The sequence below is a fragment of the Rufibacter ruber genome, assembly GCF_001647275.1.
In the GTDB taxonomy this organism is placed as follows: domain Bacteria; phylum Bacteroidota; class Bacteroidia; order Cytophagales; family Hymenobacteraceae; genus Nibribacter; species Nibribacter ruber_C.
Window position 1 is genome coordinate 32,119 of record NZ_LRMM01000014.1, and the last position, 19,602, is coordinate 51,720.

Here is a 19,602-nt window from a genome sequence, read left to right on the forward strand (position 1 = left end):
AGAAAAGAAAATGCAAACTGCCTATATAGTTGCCGGATTCAGAACCGCCGTGGGGAAAGCCCCGCGCGGCGTATTCCGGTTCACCCGGCCAGATGATTTGGCCGCCGATGTGATCAAACACCTGCTGGCATCGGTGCCGCAACTGGACCCCGCCCGCGTAGACGACCTGCTGGTAGGGAACGCGGTGCCCGAGGCCGAGCAAGGCCTGCAGATGGGGCGTATGATTTCGCTCCTGTCGCTGCCCATCAACGTGCCCGGTGCCATCATGAACCGCTACTGCGGCTCGGGTATTGAAACCATCGCCACGGCATCTTTCAAAATTCAGGCCGGCATGGCCGACTGCATCATCGCCGGAGGCGCCGAGTCTATGAGTCTGGTGCCGGTGGTGGGCTGGAAAACCGTGCCGAACTACAAGATCGCCAAAGAGCACCCGGAATATTACCTGAGCATGGGCTTGACCGCTGAGGCCGTGGCCAATGACTTCAAAGTGAGCCGTGAAGACCAGGACGCCTTCGCCTATGCCTCGCACCAGAAAGCCATCAGAGCCATTCAGGAAGGCCGGTTCAAAGACCAGATTGTGCCCATCACCGTGGAAGAGACTTTCTTAGACGAGAACGGCAAAAAGAAAACCCGCTCCTATGTGGTAGACACCGATGAAGGTCCGCGCGCTGATACGTCGCTGGAGCGATTGGCCAAGCTGCGTCCGGTTTTTGCCGCCAACGGAAGCGTGACGGCTGGTAACTCGTCACAGACCTCAGACGGGGCCGCTTTTGTCATTGTCATGAGCGAGCGCATGGTGAAAGAACTGAACATTGAGCCCATCGCCCGCCTGGTATCTTACGCCGCCGAAGGCGTGGACCCGCGCATCATGGGCATGGGCCCAGTAAAAGCCATTCCGAAAGCTTTAAAGAATGCGGGCATGAACCTGCAGGACATTGACGTGATTGAGATGAACGAGGCCTTCGCGTCACAGTCTATCGCTGTAATGCGGGAACTGGGCATTGACCCAGACAAACTCAACCCCAACGGCGGCGCTATTGCCCTAGGCCACCCGCTGGGCTGTACCGGTGCCAAACTAAGTGTGCAACTCTTCAGTGACCTCCGCCGCATGAACAAAAAGTACGGCATGGTGACGGCCTGTGTGGGCGGCGGCCAGGGCGTGGCAGGTATCTATGAACTGCTTAAATAGATGTTAGACGCTAGATGTTAGATACTAGACTTTTCTGATGCACAATTTTAGGGAATTAAAGGTATGGCAGGAGGCAATTTCGCTTGCAAAGCAAGTGTACGAGTTGACTTCTACTTTCCCGGCGAACGAGAAGTATGGTCTAACATCGCAGATGAATCGTGCGGTTGTTTCTGTCGCCTCTAATATTTCAGAAGGGGCCGGAAGAAACTCTGATAAAGAGTTCGTTCAGTTTTTAGGATTTGCGTTAGGTTCTGCCTTTGAAGTGGACACGCAGTTAGTTCTGGCACATGCTTTTGGCTTTGTAAAGGAAAACGATTACCAGGACATGTTACAAAAGATGAACCAAGTGCAGCGCATGATTTATGGGTTTCAACAGTCTATCATCAAAAAGAATAAATAGTCTAAAATCTAACATCTAGAATCTAGAGTCTTAAAATATGGAAGCAACTAACAAAACCTTAAAAGGCGGTGAGTTCATCATCAAAGAAACCAACGCCGCAGATATTTTCATCCCGGAGGATTTCTCTGAGGAGCAGCGCATGATGGCCGAGACGGCCCAGCAGTTTGTGCAGACCGAGGTGTACCCGTTGGTGGAGCGCCTGGACAACCACGAGGAAGGCCTGATGGAAGGCTTAATGAAAAAAGCCGGGGAACTCGGCCTGTTTGGCGTAGCCATCCCGGAGGAGTACGGCGGGCTGAGCATGGACTTTAACTCGTCATTGCTCGTGACCGAGTCAGTAGGTTCCGGGCACTCATTCCCGGTGGCGTTTGCCGCGCATACCGGTATCGGAACGCTGCCTATCCTGTACTTCGGTACCGAAGAGCAGAAAGCCAAATACATTCCCAAGCTCGCCTCTGGTGAATGGTCAGCGTCTTACTGCTTGACCGAGCCAGGTTCCGGGTCTGATGCCTTAGCGGCTAAAACCAAAGCCGTGCTGGACGTGGAAGGGGAGAACTACATCCTGAACGGCCAGAAAATGTGGATTACGAACGCCGGCTTCGCCGATGTGTTCATTGTCTTCGCGCAGGTTGACGGCGATAAGTTCACCGGCTTCATTGTGGAGAAAGGCTATGAAGGTTTGAGCTTAGGCCCCGAGGAGCACAAGATGGGGATTAAAGGTTCTTCTACCCGCCAGGTGTTCTTAACTGACTGCAAAGTGCCGAAGGAAAACGTGCTGGGCGAGATTGGCAAAGGCCACTTGATTGCGTTCAACATCCTGAACATTGGCCGTATTAAACTGGCGGCGGCGTGTTTGGGTGCTTGTAAAAGCGTAGCAGACCTGTCGGTTAAATATGCTAATGAACGTATCCAGTTCAAGATTCCAATCTCCAAGTTCGGGGCTATCCGTCATAAACTGGCAGAGCAAGCCATCAGAATCTTCGCGGTGGAGTCTGCGCTGTACCGTTGCGGGCATGACATTCACGTGAAGGAGCAAGAGCTGTTGGCCGCCGGTAAAAGCTACAACGAGGCTGTGTTGGAAGCCGCCCGTGAGTTCGCTGTGGAAGCCGCTATCTTGAAAGTAGACGGCTCTGAAGTGTTGGACTACGTGGTAGACGAAGGCGTACAGATTTACGGAGGCTACGGCTTCTCAGCTGATTACCCCATGGACCGCGCGTACCGCGATGCCCGTATCAACCGCATCTTTGAAGGCACCAATGAAATCAACCGCATGCTCATTGTAGACATGGTGTTGAAAAAAGCTCTCAAAGGGGAACTTGACCTGATGGGCCCAGCCGCCAACGTGCAGAACGAGCTGATGGCCATTCCTGATTTTGGGGAGGAAGACACCAGCCTGTTTGCCGCTGAGAAAAAGTCTGTGGAGAAATTCAAGAAAGCCGTGTTGCTGACCGCCGGTACTGCCGTGCAGAAGTTCATGATGACGCTTGACAAAGAGCAGGAAGTCTTGATGTATATCGCTGACATGGCCATCCAGACCTACATTGCCGAGTCTACCATGCTGCGCGTAGAGAAACTGGTGAGCCGCAACGGCGAAGAAGCCACCAGCCGCCAGCTGGACATGATGCGCGTGGTGATTAATGACGCCGCTGACCGCATCAACAAAGCCGGGAAAGAAGCCATTGCCGCCATGTCTGAACCAGGTGATGAGCAGAAACTGTTGTTGATTGGTCTGAAGCGTTTTACCAAACTGGAGCCCTACAACACCAAAGAAGCCCGCCGCCGTATTGCCGCTGAGATGATCAAGGCAAACGAGTTCGTGTACTAATTTTACGTTTTCGGCCTGTTTTGGCCAAAACAGCTCAAAAACAGAACGCCCCGCTAATACAGCGGGGCGTTCTGTTTTTATGATAATGTAAAAAAACTAGATGTTTGAAACTTTATTTATCATAAAACGTAGGGTCAGTTTTTTTTGCTTTTATACATAAAAAGCAATGAGTTAATGTTTTAATATGTAAAGTTGTTTTATTTAAATTTAAGATATTGTAATTACAAACCTTTGATAATCAACATGATGAATTACTGTTAAATTAAGTATTATTTAATTGGTTAAATAAATTTAAAAAGAATAAAAACGTTTTTCATGTCGTAATTTTTCTGCTAATTTGGCCGAAATAATCTACCAATACACCTAATAACTATGATAAAACACCTACTTTTATTACTTCTATTGGTCATAGCGAGCTTGAATTCGTTTGCCCAAATTAGAATAACCGGGCAGGTCACCTCGGGCAAGTCCAGAGAGGCGCTTCCCGGCGTAACCGTACTAGAGAAAGGCTCCCCCACCAATGGTGCTTCAACTGGCGCAGACGGCCAATTCTCTATTACAGTTCCTGGACCCAATTCAGTGCTGGTTTTCTCCTTTATAGGTTTTGTGACAAGAGAGGTGACGGTTGGCAATCAGCAGACCATCAATGTTATCTTGAATGAAGATGCACGTGCCTTAGATGAGGTGGTGGTAACGGCATTTGGGGTGGTTCAGGAGCGGAAGGCACTGACTTATGCGGTGCAGGAGGTGGATAGCAAACTGATCCAGGAAACAAATCAGCCCAATGCTTTGAATGCTCTGCGTGGAAGAGTGGCCGGGGTGAGCATTACCAGTGCAGGCGGTACCCCCGGGGCTGGTTCTACAATTGTGATACGGGGTATCAACTCTTTAAATCCTAGTGCCAATAATCAGCCTCTTTTTGTGATAGACGGTGTTCCTGTAAGTAACCAGACAGATATTACAGGAGGAAGGGAAGGGAGCACGTTTACCAATAGCAACCGTTTTGCTGATATCAACCCAGATGATATAGCCTCTATCTCTGTGCTGAAAGGGCCTGCCGCGTCTGCTTTGTATGGATTGCGGGCTTCTAACGGTGCTGTGATCATCACTACCAAGTCTGGTCAGGCGGGTAAAACAACCTTTAATTACCGCACCTCTGTCAGCTTTGATGACGTGTACCGTACGCCCCCCATGCAGGATAAGTACGGGCGCGGTTTCAATGGCATTTACAATCCTGCTGATTACCGGGCAGATGGGCCACCTATTCCGGCGGGAGAGCCTGTATATGACCAGTGGGACCAGGTATTCAACACGGGGCACCAGTATCAGAATAATTTTTCTTTCTCAGGAGGTACTGACAAGGCTACTTTCTACGGTTCCCTGGGCCGCCTGGACCAAACCGGGGTGGTGCCTAATTCTGAATATGAGCGAACAACCGCTAAGATTGCAGGTACCCTGCAGGCTACTGAACGGCTGAAGATAGACGCCTCTGCTAACTTTATTAATTCAAACAATACGAACCCCAGAAACGGGGTAGGTGGCTCAGGGGTCATCTCTTATGCCTCCAGGTACGCGCCAGACGTGAACATTGAAAACTATCTGAACCCTGACGGAACCCAGAACAGATATACTACGCAGTTAGACAACCCGCTTTTCTTTGCTGAGAATGCTTACCAGACAGAAACCTTGAACCGCATCATAGGCAACATGGGGTTAAATTACAGGTTTACTGATTGGCTTGCGCTGGACTACCGTGCCGGTATTGACTACTATGGGACCCAACGTAATGTAGTGACCCGCCCTACCGTCTTAATTTCGGCTACCAGCCGAGGCAGTATTTCTGAGCAGTACCTCACCTACCAGGAGATTAACAGCAATTTATTGCTCACGGGAGACCGGCAGCTTAATGAAAACTTTGGACTCACGGTGTCACTTGGGAACCAGGTGACCATGATCAACACTACAGATGTGAACGGCTCAGGAACCAACTTCATTCTGCCAGACTTTAACAGTGTGAATAACCTGGGGCAATACACCGTTCGCTCTTACCCGTCTGAACGCAACATCATTGGGGTGTTTGGAGATGCAAAGCTGAACTATAGGGAAACCGTCTTCTTAAATGTGACAGGCCGTAATGACTGGTCCTCTACCTTGCCTAAAGCAAACAGATCCTTCTTCTACCCATCTGTAAGTTTAGCCTACATCTTCAGTGAGACTTTAGGGCTTTCAGGTAACCGCTATTTTAACTACGGTAAACTGAGGGCTTCTTACGCGGAGGTAGGGAAAGATGCTGCCCCTTATCTGCTTGGGAACTACTACACCACCCAGGCTCCCTTCTTAGGGGTGGCGGGTGTTAGAAGAAGTGAGACCATTGGGTCAGAGACGCTGCGGCCAGAGCGTACCAAAGGCTTTGAATTTGGGGTAGAGCTGGCGTTTCTGGGGAACAGGCTGCGTCTGGACGCCAACTATGCTATTCAGAACTCTGTTGACCAGATTGTGCCTATCCCCACCAGCCGCTCCACAGGTTTCTCAACCTATGTGACCAATGCTGGGGAAATCCAGAACCGGGTGCTGGAGTTAGTGGTAGATGCAGATGTCATCAAAGGCGGTGACTTTAGCTGGAACACTATTTTCAACTTTTCCCGCCTGCGGGGCGAGGTGCTGGAAATGCCAGAGGGGGTAAGCGTAATCACGTTCCAGCCAGAGAGCCCTTGGGTAAAACAGCGAATTCAGCCTGGCGGAAGACCCGGTGACTGGTATGGCTGGAAACTTAGCAGAGTTGAAGATCCTGCAAGCCCTGCAAACGGACGGTTAGTCATTGTAGATGGTTACCCAAACGTAAACAACCAGTGGAAGGGGGCTGCACTGTCTGAAGACACTTATCTGGGAAATGCGTTCCCTGATTTTGAAGGGGGCTGGAACAACACTTTGCGGTACAAGAATTTTGAACTGAGCTTCTTGTTCAACTTCAGAAAAGGAGGCTACGCTTTTGACATTAACAGACGTATGCGTTATGGTTCTACTGGTGGCGAGGCGCCAACTGGTGCAGAAACAGAGCTCCGTAACCGGTTAGTGATTTTTGACGGTGTAGTCAATACGGGTACCACAGAGAACCCGGTTTGGGTAGAGAATACAACTCCGGTGGTGCTGGACGTGGCAAACTTCTATAGCCAGGCTTTCAGGTACCGGTTGGCCAGTGAATATAACGGTTTTCAGGAAGCCTCTGTGCTGCGCCTGCAAAACGTAAGCCTTTCTTATACCTTGCCTAAGGGACTATTGGGGAAAACCCCCTTCTCAAATGTGACGGCCTCTGTTACAGGAAACAACCTTTGGATGTCCTCTCCCTTTGTAGGGTTTGACCCAGAGCAGAGCGCCTATGGGCCAGGCAGCAATGTCTTTGGTTACGTGGGTACCAATATACCCGCTACCAGAAGTGTTTATTTTGGTTTAAACTTTAGCTTTTGATTCTTATTATGAGAAAGATAATATTGAGAAAGATAATATATAGTGCAGCAGTCGCCTTTAGCACCTTGTGTATGGGTGCTTGTAGTGACCTGCTTGATGTAAATACAGATCCGTCAAGAGTAAGTGGGGAGGAGGCGACTCTGCCTACCTTGCTTCCGTCTGCTGAGCGTTTTTCTGCCAATACGCAATATGGCGCTGCCCAGTATGGAATACAGTATCCAGAGTACCTTACAGGCCAGACGGTGAGTCAATTTGCACCGTATGGCTTTGATCAGCTGTGGCAGCCGTTTTATTCAGATGCCCTGCCTGCGCTTCAAGACATTATTGCAAGGGCTGAGGCTGCCGGTGCTTATAATTACTCAGGCATTGCCAAAACCCTGCTGGCCTTGAACCTGATGACTGTGGCAGATATTTATGGGGACGCCCCTTACTCTGAGGCAAACAAAGGAACGGCCAATCTGTATCCCTGCTATGATAAGATGGAAGACTTGTACCGGGTGCACATAAAAGCGCTTTTAGATGGCGCCATTGCAGACCTGGCGCGGCCACTGCCTACCCTTCCCAGCTTACAAACGGTACAGAATGACCTGATTTATAACGGGGACCTGACTAAATGGACAAAAGCGGCCAGAGCGGTAAGAGCCCGCTACTTTCTGCACCTGAGTGAGAAGGAGCCAGCTATGCTGGCTATGGCAGCGCAGGAGGCGGCGGCGTCCTTCACGTCTAATGCAGATGACCTGCAGCTGAATTATGAGACTCAGAACCCTAACCCCTGGTTTGGCTTTTTGGGCAATGCTACAAGCAAAATCATGCAGCCAAGCTCTTATGTGATTGATTTATTGAGTGGGCGGGGTGGCAGATTTCAAGGGGTGACAGATCCCCGTTTGCCTATTCTGGTGACAAAGTCAGGCACTGGGGCTTCCTACATTGGTCTCACACCAGGTGCGGTGGCAGGTACCCAGGCAGATGTCAATGTGAACATGACGGCATCCTCCTGGCATACCAGGGCCGTGGCGCCCATCTTGTTTATTACGTATGCAGAAATGCAGTTTATTATTGCTGAGGCTCTTTTCAATACCAATAAACCAGAGGCGTATGCCGCTTACAGGAGAGGGATAGAAGCCAGTATGGCTAAAGTGGGGGTGCCGGCAGGTGAAATCACTACCTATCTGGCCAGCCCAACCGTGGCATTGAGTGCGGCTACTCTCACGCTTCAGGACATCATGCTGCAGAAGTATCTGGCGCTGTTTCTTCAAATTGAGACATGGGTAGATATGCGGCGTTACCAGTATAGCCAGACGGTTTACCCAGGGCTTCCGAAACCTGTTGTGAACCAACTCCCAGGCAACCCTTGGGTGCAGCGCTCTAATCTGGCAGATGAGGAGCCCGGTGTGAATACCTGCTTGCCAAAGGGAGTTACCCAGACAGACATCTTATGGTTATTCCAATAAACAGCTAAGACATGAAAAAGATTAATAGTTTACTTGCTTTCTTATTGATGGGGCTTGCCTTAACATTTAGCTCCTGTGATGAAGACCCAACCGAAGATCTGGAAGAGATCATCAAAGAGGACTTGGGGTATGTGCCTAGAATCTCCACCTTCAAACTAGTTACTCCTGCCACCGCCACTGTACAGCCCGGTACCAACCTGACACTGGATCTGCGGTTCTGGTCTGAGGGCCAGATCAAGGATATTCAGTTTTACATGCGGTCAGGGGGCCAGTTAACCAAAATAGGGGAGAGTGCATATAAGCCCGCTTATAGCAAAATAACCCGTACAGACTCGCTTCTCTTTAATTACCAGGTACCAGCTACTGTTGCCCCAGGAAGTAAGTTCACCATACAGGCACGTGTGGCAAACCAGGGGCTGGAGCAGTACCCTGCCAGAGATAGTGTGGTGTTTACAGTTCCCCAGTAAGAAGCCAAATCTTTAAAATGCGTTTTAGGCCTGTTTTGGCCAGAACAGCTCAAAAACAGAACGCCCCGCTGATTTAGCGGGGCGTTCTGTTTTTTTAATTGTAACGTTCTTGGTCTATCCGCGGCGTCTCTCCTGAATAGTCATCAAGAGCAAACTGAGCAGTATCTGTTCCTGCTCAATGACTGTGCAGGTGCTTTCTTTGTAGACGGAGAATTTGCGGGCTAAAAAGGATTTCTGCTTTTGGAGGGTAGCGACCAATGCGCCACCGGGCCGCGTGACATGGTAAGACGGGTTCAAAAAGTAACCAGTGAACAAGCCTAGAAAAGGAATTCTGCCTAAAGCAGTGTCGCTTGCCCTTACCCATCCCGCCCCTTCTCTTATGGTAAAGATGGCTTGCAGGTGCTGGTCAAATACCTGGTAATGCGCCGCCAATTCAGGTACCCATGTAACGCGGGCTACGTAGCCTAAGACCTGCCCCTTGGCATCTAAGAACCCGAAGGAAGCAGTGAAATTTTTCCAGGGAACTGCTTTGATGGTGTAAATGGCTTCTGCCTCAGAAGCATCTTTGAAAACCGTTATCTCGTCTATAAAAGGGTCAATGTTCAATAAACTGGATTCTGAGAATTCATCATGGTGAAGCTGCTTCACATAGAGAGCTCTACGGCCGTTTGCGTCTGTGACAGAGAGCCGGTTGGCAAGGGTAGTAACCTTGAAGGAAAAATCCAGGGGGAAAAGGAGATCCTGTAGGTGCATAAGTGTAGCGCTAAGGAGCTTACGTCATGTGCATTTCTCTGCTCGGCTATTTTCTGTTTTCGCCTGTTTTGGCGAAAACAGGCCGAAAACGGAATGGCTATTTAAAGGTGATTCGGCTTAGCCGAAGACCCGCTGAGGCTTTAGAGGGACGGTTCACGGCAATGATGCTGTTCTCCTCCAGCCACGTGGTAAAATCTTTGACGTAGGCGGCCCCCATATCATTGGCTACGTTCAAGCCCATAGGCTTTGGCGTGTCTGAGGTGCCGGTAAGGAGATGGATGGAGCGGTTGTACAGATCTGTTTTGCCGTTCAGGGTTTCCAGCGTGAGCAGCTGCAGGCGGTTCCCAAAGAGGCGGGCACTGTAAGAGATGCCGGCAAAGCCCTCAGTGGCGGGGGCCACCTGGTTCTTTAAAATGACTGAGTTCCAGGTGGGGTTCAGGTACTCATCATAGGAGAACAGCAGCAGTTCTTTGGCGTGATAGGGACTGTTCTCGCCGCCTTCCTCATATTTCTTTTCGGCCAGTACCAGGGCCTGGCCTTCTGTGCTCACCAGAATGTCTGACAGGTAGATGTCCTCCAGGCGGTTGGCGCCGCTGGCTTTGGCCACCCGCTGTGAAAACTCAGGGGTAAAGACAAACTCTTCCGCGAAGCGCATATTGTTGATAGCATAGTCAAACTTCACCAGTTTCAGGCTGCGGTAGTCCCCAGATTTCTCTTCGGCCACTAAGACTGCCGCGTACAGGCTGCTATCCTGGGCCAGCTGGTAATGGGTGTCCAGGACGTAGCGTTTCTCCCCGTCAAACACGCCGCCCACCATCACCTCCATCACTTTGATCTCATTGTCCTGGTTGTTGTAGCGGCGCACACTCAGGCGCATGTTGTTATCTGTTAGCAGAGACACGTATTGGTCACCGCGGTTGTCAATGTGCACCTGCGCGGTTACCTGGCCGTTGGTGCCCCCAAAATCATACGGCCGCTCTTTGATCTTATTGAGGGTGGTGGCGTCATAGACCACGGCCAGCATAGAGCGCAGCTGTTCATCACGCGTGATAGAGTGGTAGGTAACCAGTTTAGAACCATCTTCTGAGACAGAAAGGGTAAGCCTGCGGCTTTTGCTGGGTGCTTCCTGCAGTTTCTTCTGCAGCAGCTCCTTGCCCGTGGTAAGGTCAAGGATGGTGCCATACAACGCCTGGCTGCCTTGTTCCGGGTCTATGCGGTGCGTCACCACCAGGGCTGTTTTGGCGCTGACCGCAAAGGCCACCAGAGATTCTGAACCCAGAAGGGAAAAAGGAGCCGACCATCTGGTTTTCAGGTCTGCGCCATAGCGCTCTACGGCATAGGTCTGGTTAGACTTCCGGCTCAGGATGACAAAATCAGTGGCATTGACGGGGTATGATTTACGCGCTATCTGCTGGTTGTAGTAATTCCCAGCGGTCTCAGGGGCATACGTGAAAGACGCAGACTTGATCTTTTGGCTAAAGCTGTCAGTTTTACAGAAGAATATGCCAGCTACTATAAGAAAAAGAAGTCTGGGGAAATGATAATTCATAAAAATTCATATTTAATAAGTAGACAAATATACCTCTTTACACTGATTGAAGGCTGCTTTTTATAGAATTTGCAATAAACCAACCCATGAGCGGAATCTGTAAATTGTTAACAGTTAGATAATTGATTTTTTTGTGCGTATCTTTGCGCCCGCATTGCGCAGAGAGGTAACCTGGCGGGAATTTGGAGAGAGTACTATTTCAGGAATAAGTACTTATACTAACAGTAGTGTGGAAAACTTTTTCTGAGGAAGATAAAAACCCGAAGTCAGGCCTGCCGTACATACCTAGGCTTATCAGCTTGGTAGGCATAAAATGGTAAGATCTGCGCAGAAAGGTTGCTTGATAATTACTTAACAGAAGGGTTACCTCTTGATAATTACTTAAGCGCGGGAGATCGCGTACATTTACCATACATAATTAAATAAAACACCTTTAACGTTTATTTTATGAGATTTACATTTAAGATGTTTGTGCTGGTTGGGCTTATTCTTGTTGGAAAATTCTTAAAAGAAGACTCTGCCAATGGTACTGTTCAGAAAGTGGAAGCAACGAGCCAGAATATTTATTCCTTAGACGCAAAAGCACCACTTCCTTTCACCCAGAAGACAAATCATATTTTAGAACCTGTAACCAAAGAAGGAACTACTACTGAGAAAACCTTTACGTATTCATTGAATTAATCTGCTCCCTCAGAGAAACGAATTTTTCTCCCCTAAAAAGACCCAGACTCAAGTCTAGCTGATACGGCTCCAGTTCACGGTGTTGTGGCTCAGCGACCGGATGTGCCTCAGTAAGTTGGCATGCTCTGGAAGGCTTAAGTCCGGGTCTTTTTCTATGATCTGCAGGGCGGCCGCCCGGCTCTCTTTCAAAATCTTGGCGTCTTTGGCCAGGTCAGCAATTAGCAAATCTAAAACCCCGCTTTGCTGGGTTCCCATCAAATCTCCCGGTCCGCGCAGTTTCAGGTCAATGTCGGCAATCTCAAAGCCGTTGTTGGTCCGCACCATGGTTTCAATGCGCGTCTTGCCTTCCTTGCTGAGTTTATAGCCCGTCATTAAGATGCAGTAGCTTTGGTCGGCGCCACGGCCTACGCGGCCCCGCAGCTGGTGCAGCTGGGCCAGGCCAAACCGCTCGGCGTTTTCAATCACCATCACGCTGGCGTTGGGCACATTTACGCCTACCTCAATCACGGTGGTAGCCACCATAATGTGCGTCTCGTGCTTCACGAAGCGCTGCATCTCATAGTCTTTGTCCTGGGGTTTGAGTTTGCCGTGCACCATGCTCACGCGGTACTCCGGGAACGCGCGGGTCACACTCTCGTAGCCGTCCATAAGGTCTTTGTAGTCCAGGCCTTCAGACTCTTCAATGAGCGGGTAGACAATGTACACCTGCCGCCCCAGCTTTATCTGCTCACGTATGAACCCGAACACCCGCAGGCGGTTGCTGTCATAGCGGTGCACGGTAATAATTTCTTTCCGGCCCGCCGGGAGCTCATCAATCACAGATACTTCCAAATCACCGTACAGCGTCATGGCCAGGGTTCTGGGGATTGGTGTGGCTGTCATGACCAGCACGTGCGGAATGATGCGGGGGTTCTTCTGCCAGAGCTTGGAGCGCTGCGCCACGCCAAAGCGGTGCTGTTCGTCTACAATGCAGAGGCCCAGGTTATGGAACTGTACTTCGTCTTCCAGCAGGGCGTGGGTGCCCACAATCATCTGCATTTCACCAGAGCGGAGTTGCTCATGAATGGGCTTACGGTCTTTCTTTTTGGTGGAACCGGTGAGTTTGCCCAGCACTATGCCCAGTTTGTCTGCGTACTGTTTCAGTCCCTGGTAGTGCTGGTCAGCGAGAATCTCAGTGGGGGCCATGAGGCAGGCCTGGGCTCCGTTGTCGGTGGCCAGGAGCATGGTCACGAAGGCCACAATGGTTTTGCCGCTGCCCACATCGCCCTGCAAGAGGCGGTTCATCTGCTTGCCGCTGGTCACGTCCTGGTAGATCTCGCGCACCACGCGCTTCTGGGCATTGGTAAGGTCAAAGGGCAGGTGGTTCTTGTAGAACTCAGTGAGGGTAGGTGTTTTATTAAATACCTGCCCGGCCAGTTCGGCGCGGCGTTTTGGTGGCGGTGCGCAGGAGCTTGAGCTGGGTGTAGAACAGTTCTTCAAACTTTAACCTGAACCGCGCCGCCGCCAGGGTATCCCAATTCTTGGGGAAGTGAATCTGCAGCATGGCCTCGCGCTTAGACACCATGCGGTACTGGTCCACCAGCTCAGGGGTGAGCGTCTCAGGCAGGTGCGTGGGCGCCTGTTTCAGGAGCTCCTGCATCATGCGGCTGATGGCCTTGCTGTCTACGCGGTGGTTCTTGAGTTTTTCAGAGGTATGGTAAACGGGCTGCAGATATGTCTGCTCCAGCTTTACCTCAGAGAGTTCTTCCAGCTCTGGGTGCGCCATGTTGAACCGGCCGTTAAACAAACTCGGCTTGCCGAAGGCGATGTACTCATGGTTCACCTTGAGCTGGCCCGTCATGAACTTCACGCCTTTGAACCACACCAATTCTATCTCGCCGGAGGCGTCTCTGATTATGGCCGAGAGGCGTTGTTTGCGGCCTTCGCCTAGCAAATTTTTCTCCAGAATGCGGCCTTTGATCTGCACATACTGCATGTCTTCGGTCAGCTCGGCAATGGCGTGGAACTGCGTGCGGTCCATGTACCGGAACGGGTAGTGCTGAATGAGGTCGCCGTAGGTGAAGATGCCCAGCTCGGTCTGCAGCAATGTGGCCCGCTGGGGCCCCACGCCCTTGAGGAACTCTATCTTGGTATGGAAAAAGCCAGATGACACGTAGTTGGGAGGCGCTTCCTGTTTTTAGCCTGTTTTTGAGAAAATAGCCCAGAAACAGGAGCGAAGCCGTTCTGTAAAGTTACGGAAAAGGAGAAAGCGGGGCTACCGCAGACGCTAAAGAATAACGTGCGTCTGAACAGTTTACGCCTTGCGCACAAACTCAGATTTAAGCGCCATTGACCCGAAGCCGTCAATTTTGCAGTCTATGTTGTGGTCGCCGTCAGTGAGGCGTATGTTTTTCACTTTGGTGCCGGCCTTTACCGGTTTGGGCGCGCCTTTCACGGGCAAATCTTTGATGACCACCACCGAGTCGCCGTCTTGTAATACGTTTCCGTTGGCGTCTTTTATCTGCAAACCTGCCTCTTGGCTCGCCTCCGCGGGGTTCCACTCGTGGCCGCATTCTGGACAGGCGTAGGTTTCTTCTCCCGTTGCGTAACCGTAGGGTGAGTTGCAGTTGGGGCAGGGTTTTAATTCGTCAGACATGGTATGCTTGTTTAAGAAATAGGCTGGCGTTGCTGCGTTTTTGGCCTGCTTTCTAAAAAATAGTCCAGAAACGCCTGGCCGAACCGGTGGGTAAAATTACAGAAAAGAAAGGAGCGGGGCTAATGCAGAAATGGTTGGCAAGCTTCATAGACGGCAAACAGGCGCATCCAGGAACAAATTGTTCACTGGTAAACCGCAGCCAAAATTCTTGCGCTGCGTATATGCACTATCTATTAACTAAAGAAAGGAGGGACAATCTGTGCTAGGCTTTTACGGGTTATTAGTAAGCACCTTCCACGCTGGTAGAGCGTTACGCCATTAAGTGGCCCTGAGTAGGTTTCGGCCGTGGCCGATGCCTTGCAGTTTTAAGTTTTTGAATTTTCATAAAGGAAGTCCTTCTGTTTTTGGCCTGTTTCTTAGAAAATAGCCCTGAAACGGAAGGGCTTTCTTGCCTGCCGTCCCTTGGCAGACGCTCTTTGCCGGTGCAACTAAAGGTGGTTTGGAAAGATATAGAGGGTTTCCTATTTTCCAGCCAGAAACTCTTCACCTATCCCTCCCGCTATGAGACCCTTCTTGGTTGCTTTTCTCATTCTGTGTATTTCCTGCCAGACCTTTGCCCAAACAGACAAAGCCGAGACTGATTTACGCCGCATCATGGAGCAGAAGAAAGCGGTAGGGTTGGCCGTGGCGGTGGTGAAAGACGGCAAACTGGTCTACACCCGCTCGCTGGGAATGAAAGACGTGGAGCAAAACCTTCCGCTGGCGGAAGATGATATGTTCAGGATTGCCTCTATCTCAAAGTCCTTTTCGGCCACGTCTATCATGCAGTTAGTGGAGGCCAAGAAAATGTCGCTGGACGATGATTTCAGTAAGCTGGTGGGTTTTCAAGTGCGCAACCCCAAGTTTCCGGACAAAGTGATCACGCTCAAGATGGTGCTCTCGCACACCTCCAGCATCTTAGACCGCAACGGCTATTTCAACCTGGACGTGATTCACCCAGACAAGAACCCCAACTGGCAGAAGTGCTACGCAGATTATGCGCCCGGCACGCAGTACACCTACTGTAACCTCAACTTCAACCTAGTGGGCGCGGTGATTGAGCGCGCCACCGGCCAGCGGTTTGACCAATACGTGAAGCGGCACATTCTGGACCCGCTGGGGCTGTACGGCGGCTACTGCGTAGATTCCCTGGACCGCTCCAAGTTTGTCACCCTCTATGAGTACAATGCGGGCGGCAACGCTTTCACACCGTCACCGGCAGCCTATGCGCCCCGCTCAGAGGAAATCAAAAGTTACGTGATGGCCCAGAGCACGCCTGTGTTTTCGCCTACCGGCGGAATGAAAATCTCTGCCAAGGATTTGGCTACCTACATGCTCATGCACCTGAACCAGGGCCGTTACCCGGGCGGCCGTATTCTCTCCAAAAAAAGCGCGAAGCTCATGCAAACACCCGTTGTCAAAACCACAGACGTGTCTCATTACGGGCTGGCGCTGCGCACGGCGGGCAACTTGATTCCGGACAAGGTGCTGGTGGGGCATACGGGCTCAGCCTACGGCCTGTACAGCGCCCTATTCTTCCACCCGAAGGAGAAGTTCGGGTTTGTGGTGATGACCAACGGCTGCCATACCACGTCTTCAGAAGATGAGATTAGGGACATCTTGCACCTGACCATGCGCAGCCTGAATGAGAATGTGGTGAAAGCGGGGAAATAATACGGGCGTTTTTGGCCTGTTTTGGCGAAAATAGGCCGGAAACGGATAGGGGCTAATTTTTAAAAAGCAAATGAACTTACAAATCAAGTAATCCGAACGCTTGATGATAAGGCGTGCTAATATCTAAGAATTCAAATTTTGCGCGGGCCTTACTTCTAAGTATTTCAATTATCACACCTGACCGTGCATCAGACGTGACAAAATGAGTGATGGTTTTATCAACGTCTGCTTGCGCAAAAAGCTTTGAGTCATTAGGTATAATAGCTCTAGGCATGAGTTGTTCTTTTAGAGCGCCTTTTCCTTCAAATATAATTCTGGCAAATTCGCCTGCTTTTTGCGCATGGTCAAGATTAAAAGGTATAATCTGAATATTACGGAGAGGCAGTTGGTCAATTTTACCAAGAACGCAGTATTCTGCAATTGTGATGGTTGATACTTTTAGCGTTACCCCTTTGTTTAGGAAATAGCGGAAATATTCCCTTGCATTCTGATGAAGTGGGTCTTCATCGTTTAAGAGCCTTATAAAGAAACTTGTATCTAAGAGAACACTATGTGTCATAACCGCCTCTGATATTATTCAACCAGTCATTGGCATTGATATCTTTCCAGTTTGACTTTGCCTTGGTGATTAAGGTGTCAAGGTATTGGTCATCATATTTGGGACTAAAATCAATTAATTGAAGTAGTTTTAGGCTTGATTTGTCAATTTCGCCCGTTTCTAGGTTTTGTTTCCCTGTAGCTCTTACTCCAAATTTCTTATACAATAGGTTCTCTTCTTGGTTTTGCAGATATACTTTAGGAGCTTCTATTGTCAGGGAGCCAAACTCATCAGTATCTAAATGTATATTGGCTTTCGTTTTTCCTCCGGCATTTGTTAATGTGCCATAGAAGTACAGTTCTGCGTCAATCCAAATATTTTCTGTTCTAAAAAACTTAGTGTTAGGGGTTATTCTTAAAGCCGTTTCTTCAGATACAGAAGTTTTGATTTCAAAGTCGTAATTCTTTTGGTAAGAAAGGCTTTGAATGTTTTCAATGGCTTGTGCAGTCTTTAAGTCAAGGAAATCAATAGAATTTACTTTTTCTATTTGGCTTATTACAGCACTGAAGCCAATGATTGCTTGAAGACTAGTTTTGAATATATTCCTTATTGAACCTTCTTCAATATCATATGTAATGATTGGTCTATCCTTCTTATTGTTGGGATAAAGAAGGTCTTCTATATTTTGAAGAATTAAAGCAATCTCTTTAATGTCATAGTTGTCTGGGGATAGCGTTAAGCTCCCTTTGTTTCCTATGACACGAATTTCGATGCTTCCAATTTTGTCCATACACAAAAGTAACGGATTAAACCGGGTTTTAGATATGTTTGGGAGCCGTGGTAAAGTTCACCTAGCTGATAAAATTAAATGAAAAAGCCGAACAGTATACAAGATACCATTCGGCTTCCATTTAATGAACTTCAGTTTTCCGTTTCCGGCCTGTTTTCGCCAAAACAGCCCCAAAACGCAAACTACTTCACCTGCTCCGTCCAGTGCAGCGTATTCAGCAAATGCACCACATCTTTTTTCAAGTACTCAATGACTGGGGCCAGTGAATCATTGGCGGTGGCAGTCCGGAAGTAGAGGGCGCCCCGGAAGAAGTGTTTGGTGCTGTCTGTGAGGTAGAACTGGAACTGGCTGGGCACCTCGCCCTGTAGCTCAAAAACGCTGGCGGTGATGCCGGTGGGGGTTTTAATCTGGCTTTCCTCAATGGCGTAGGCTTTGATCTGGTGCCGGCTGGTGAGCTTACGCGCGTCTTCCACCAAGCTGTTAAACGCCTTGGGGTCCTGGTTGAAGTTCTTGTAGGTGAGCTGCACGTTGGCCTTGAACTGCGGGTAATAGAGGTCAATCCAGTGCGGTTCGGCAATGCGGGAGGAGTCTTTGAGCACCTTGGCATAGACCGAGTGTTCAAAGGTGTACGGGTGCCGCTCCTGCAGCGGCTGGTATTTGGCCGCGGGCAGGTCTATGCGGTTGTAACCCTTGGGTTTGGGCGTGTAGTCTTCACCAGCGCAACTGGCTAAGAAAAAGCTTCCGCAGAAGGCAGCTAGTATGAACAGGAAGTTATTCTTCTTCATTGTTAGGATGCGGCACAATCTGGTGCACGCGTACTTTTTTAATCTTTTTACTGTCAGCGGCTTCTATCTTGAAGATATAGGGCCCCAATTGCATTTCCTCGCCGGTGTGCGGTATGCGGGAGAACAGGCGCAGCATTAAGCCGGCCAGTGACTCCACTTCGCCCCTGATCTCCTTGAGCAGCTCAGCGGGCGGATCTACAATTTTGCAGAAATCGTGCAGAGAGGTGCGGCCCTCAAACAGGAACGTGTGTTCATCCAGTTGCGTATAGTAGCGGTCCTCTTCGTCGTCCAACTCGTCATGGATTTCGCCCACAATCTCCTCAATCACATCTTCCAGGGTAAGCAGGCCGGTGGTGTCGCCGTACTCGTTCACCACAATGGCCATGTGCACCCGCCGCTCCTGGAATTCACGCAACAGCTCGTCAATCTTCTTAGATTCTGGTACAAAGTACGGGGTTCTGATCAGGTTCTGCCAGGTAAAATCTGCTGGGGCATTGAGGTGGGGCAGCAGGTCTTTTACGTACAGCACGCCGTCAATCTTGTCCAGTCCGTCTGAGTACACCGGCACGCGGCTGTAGCCCCAGTTGTGCACCTGTTTGAGCAGCGCAGGAAACGGCATGCGGCGGTTGAACGCAATAATATCTACCCGCGCCCGCATTATCTGCCGCACGGTAATAGAGCTGAAGTTCACAATGGCTTTCAGCAAGCCTTTCTCTTCTGGTGAGGCTGGTGCCGAAGGGGCATGGTCCAGGGACTGTGACAGCTCCTCAGTGGCAGACGGCGTCCCGAAGGCTTCACGGGTGCGGCCCATCATACGCTGCAGTGGCAGGAAAACGGCCACAAAGGGGGCGCCTAAAGTTGAAATAACCTGAATCACGGGCAGCAGAGCGGGCTGGTGCTGGCTTTGCTGTTTCCTTCCCCATGCGGCAGACAGCAGCCGGGCCGCTAGCAGAACCGCTGCCAGCCCTATGGCAATGCCCAGCAACGCCAGCCACTGGTGCGCCGCGCCGGGTGCAAGAACATGGGTAAGAAGTTTAAAAACAGAGAGGGCCAGCAGCAGGTGCAATGTGGAGTTCAGGAACGCTCCGGCCAGAATCACCCGCTCTGGTGCCTGCGAAAGGTGCTGTACGTGGGCGGCCATTTTAAGGCCGGCGTTATTCTGGGCAGTGGCCAGAAAGCGCTGAAAAGCAGCCAGGGCAGCCGTTATGGCCAGGCTGCTCACAAAGAACAGCAGGAGCAAGGCGGTTGGCCACGCCCATGCCGCCGGGTCAACCTGGGGAAGGGTTAAAGTAAGAAGAGAGCCCCAACTGTAGGGCTCTCCTGATGGAGGTATACTTTCCAAGTGAAAAGAATTGGTTCAA

General features: G+C 50.2%; 15 protein-coding genes and 1 pseudogene. 8 read left to right on the forward strand and 8 right to left on the reverse strand.

The annotated features are described in order from the left end of the window. The first annotated feature begins 10 nt into the window (after positions 1–10). The 6 genes from A8O25_RS07605 to A8O25_RS07630 all read left to right on the forward strand — a co-directional run bounded on the left by A8O25_RS07605 (position 11) and on the right by A8O25_RS07630 (position 8,797). Positions 11–1,189, forward strand: a complete 1,179-nt coding sequence (locus tag A8O25_RS07605; protein WP_066832957.1) for an acetyl-CoA C-acyltransferase — start codon at positions 11–13, stop codon at positions 1,187–1,189. A 37-nt stretch (positions 1,190–1,226) separates the two neighbouring features. After that, entirely contained in the window at positions 1,227–1,589 is a 363-nt protein-coding gene (locus A8O25_RS07610; protein WP_066832961.1) for a four helix bundle protein, read from the forward strand. Positions 1,590–1,626: 37 nt separating this feature from the next. Continuing rightward, on the forward strand, positions 1,627–3,414 hold the full coding sequence (locus A8O25_RS07615) for an acyl-CoA dehydrogenase family protein (protein WP_066832965.1): 1,788 nt from the start codon (positions 1,627–1,629) through the stop codon (positions 3,412–3,414). A gap of 372 nt (positions 3,415–3,786) precedes the next feature. Next, a complete protein-coding gene (locus tag A8O25_RS07620) occupies positions 3,787–6,879 on the forward strand; it encodes a SusC/RagA family TonB-linked outer membrane protein (RefSeq protein WP_066832966.1) in 3,093 nt (1,030 codons plus the stop codon). Between the two features lie 71 nt (positions 6,880–6,950). After that, positions 6,951–8,330, forward strand: coding sequence for a SusD/RagB family nutrient-binding outer membrane lipoprotein (locus A8O25_RS07625; RefSeq protein WP_161947716.1), 1,380 nt, complete (start codon positions 6,951–6,953; stop codon positions 8,328–8,330). An 11-nt stretch (positions 8,331–8,341) separates the two neighbouring features. Continuing rightward, complete coding sequence (locus tag A8O25_RS07630) at positions 8,342–8,797, forward strand: hypothetical protein (RefSeq protein WP_153042638.1); 456 nt, start codon at positions 8,342–8,344, stop codon at positions 8,795–8,797. 114 nt (positions 8,798–8,911) lie between these two features. Here the strand turns inward: A8O25_RS07630 and A8O25_RS07635 are convergent, their stop codons facing one another. Continuing rightward, complete coding sequence (locus A8O25_RS07635) at positions 8,912–9,550, reverse strand: hypothetical protein (protein ID WP_066832971.1); 639 nt, start codon at positions 9,548–9,550, stop codon at positions 8,912–8,914. Between the two features lie 97 nt (positions 9,551–9,647). Continuing rightward, positions 9,648–11,099: a hypothetical protein gene (locus A8O25_RS07640; protein ID WP_066832974.1), complete on the reverse strand. Its 1,452-nt coding sequence runs from the start codon at positions 11,097–11,099 to the stop codon at positions 9,648–9,650. 447 nt (positions 11,100–11,546) lie between these two features. On the opposite strand from A8O25_RS07640, the gene A8O25_RS07645 reads away from it, so the two are divergent. Next, on the forward strand, positions 11,547–11,780 hold the full coding sequence (locus A8O25_RS07645) for a hypothetical protein (RefSeq protein ID WP_066832977.1): 234 nt from the start codon (positions 11,547–11,549) through the stop codon (positions 11,778–11,780). Between the two features lie 54 nt (positions 11,781–11,834). On the opposite strand, the pseudogene recG reads toward A8O25_RS07645, so the two are convergent. Together recG and A8O25_RS07655 are read right to left on the reverse strand one after the other, a co-directional pair. Continuing rightward, positions 11,835–13,932, reverse strand: a pseudogene (gene recG / locus A8O25_RS07650) (ATP-dependent DNA helicase RecG). A gap of 141 nt (positions 13,933–14,073) precedes the next feature. Then, positions 14,074–14,415, reverse strand: coding sequence for a zinc ribbon domain-containing protein YjdM (locus A8O25_RS07655; protein WP_066832978.1), 342 nt, complete (start codon positions 14,413–14,415; stop codon positions 14,074–14,076). Between the two features lie 561 nt (positions 14,416–14,976). On the opposite strand from A8O25_RS07655, the gene A8O25_RS07660 reads away from it, so the two are divergent. Next, positions 14,977–16,128: a serine hydrolase domain-containing protein gene (locus A8O25_RS07660; protein ID WP_066832980.1), complete on the forward strand. Its 1,152-nt coding sequence runs from the start codon at positions 14,977–14,979 to the stop codon at positions 16,126–16,128. Positions 16,129–16,204: 76 nt separating this feature from the next. Here the strand turns inward: A8O25_RS07660 and A8O25_RS07665 are convergent, their stop codons facing one another. From A8O25_RS07665 to A8O25_RS07680, 4 genes are all read right to left on the reverse strand, one after another. After that, positions 16,205–16,687, reverse strand: coding sequence for a type II toxin-antitoxin system VapC family toxin (locus A8O25_RS07665; protein WP_066832982.1), 483 nt, complete (start codon positions 16,685–16,687; stop codon positions 16,205–16,207). After that, positions 16,677–17,456, reverse strand: coding sequence for a hypothetical protein (locus A8O25_RS07670; RefSeq protein ID WP_066832985.1), 780 nt, complete (start codon positions 17,454–17,456; stop codon positions 16,677–16,679). Before A8O25_RS07670 ends, A8O25_RS07665 begins: the two co-directional genes overlap by 11 nt. 182 nt (positions 17,457–17,638) lie before the next feature. Continuing rightward, positions 17,639–18,241 (reverse strand): gliding motility lipoprotein GldD, encoded by a 603-nt coding sequence (gene gldD, locus A8O25_RS07675; protein ID WP_066832988.1) that lies wholly within the window; start codon positions 18,239–18,241, stop codon positions 17,639–17,641. Continuing rightward, positions 18,228–19,583: a transporter associated domain-containing protein gene (locus A8O25_RS07680; RefSeq protein ID WP_241498956.1), complete on the reverse strand. Its 1,356-nt coding sequence runs from the start codon at positions 19,581–19,583 to the stop codon at positions 18,228–18,230. The genes gldD and A8O25_RS07680 overlap by 14 nt, the downstream gene beginning before the upstream one ends. Between the last annotated feature and the right edge of the window lie 19 nt (positions 19,584–19,602).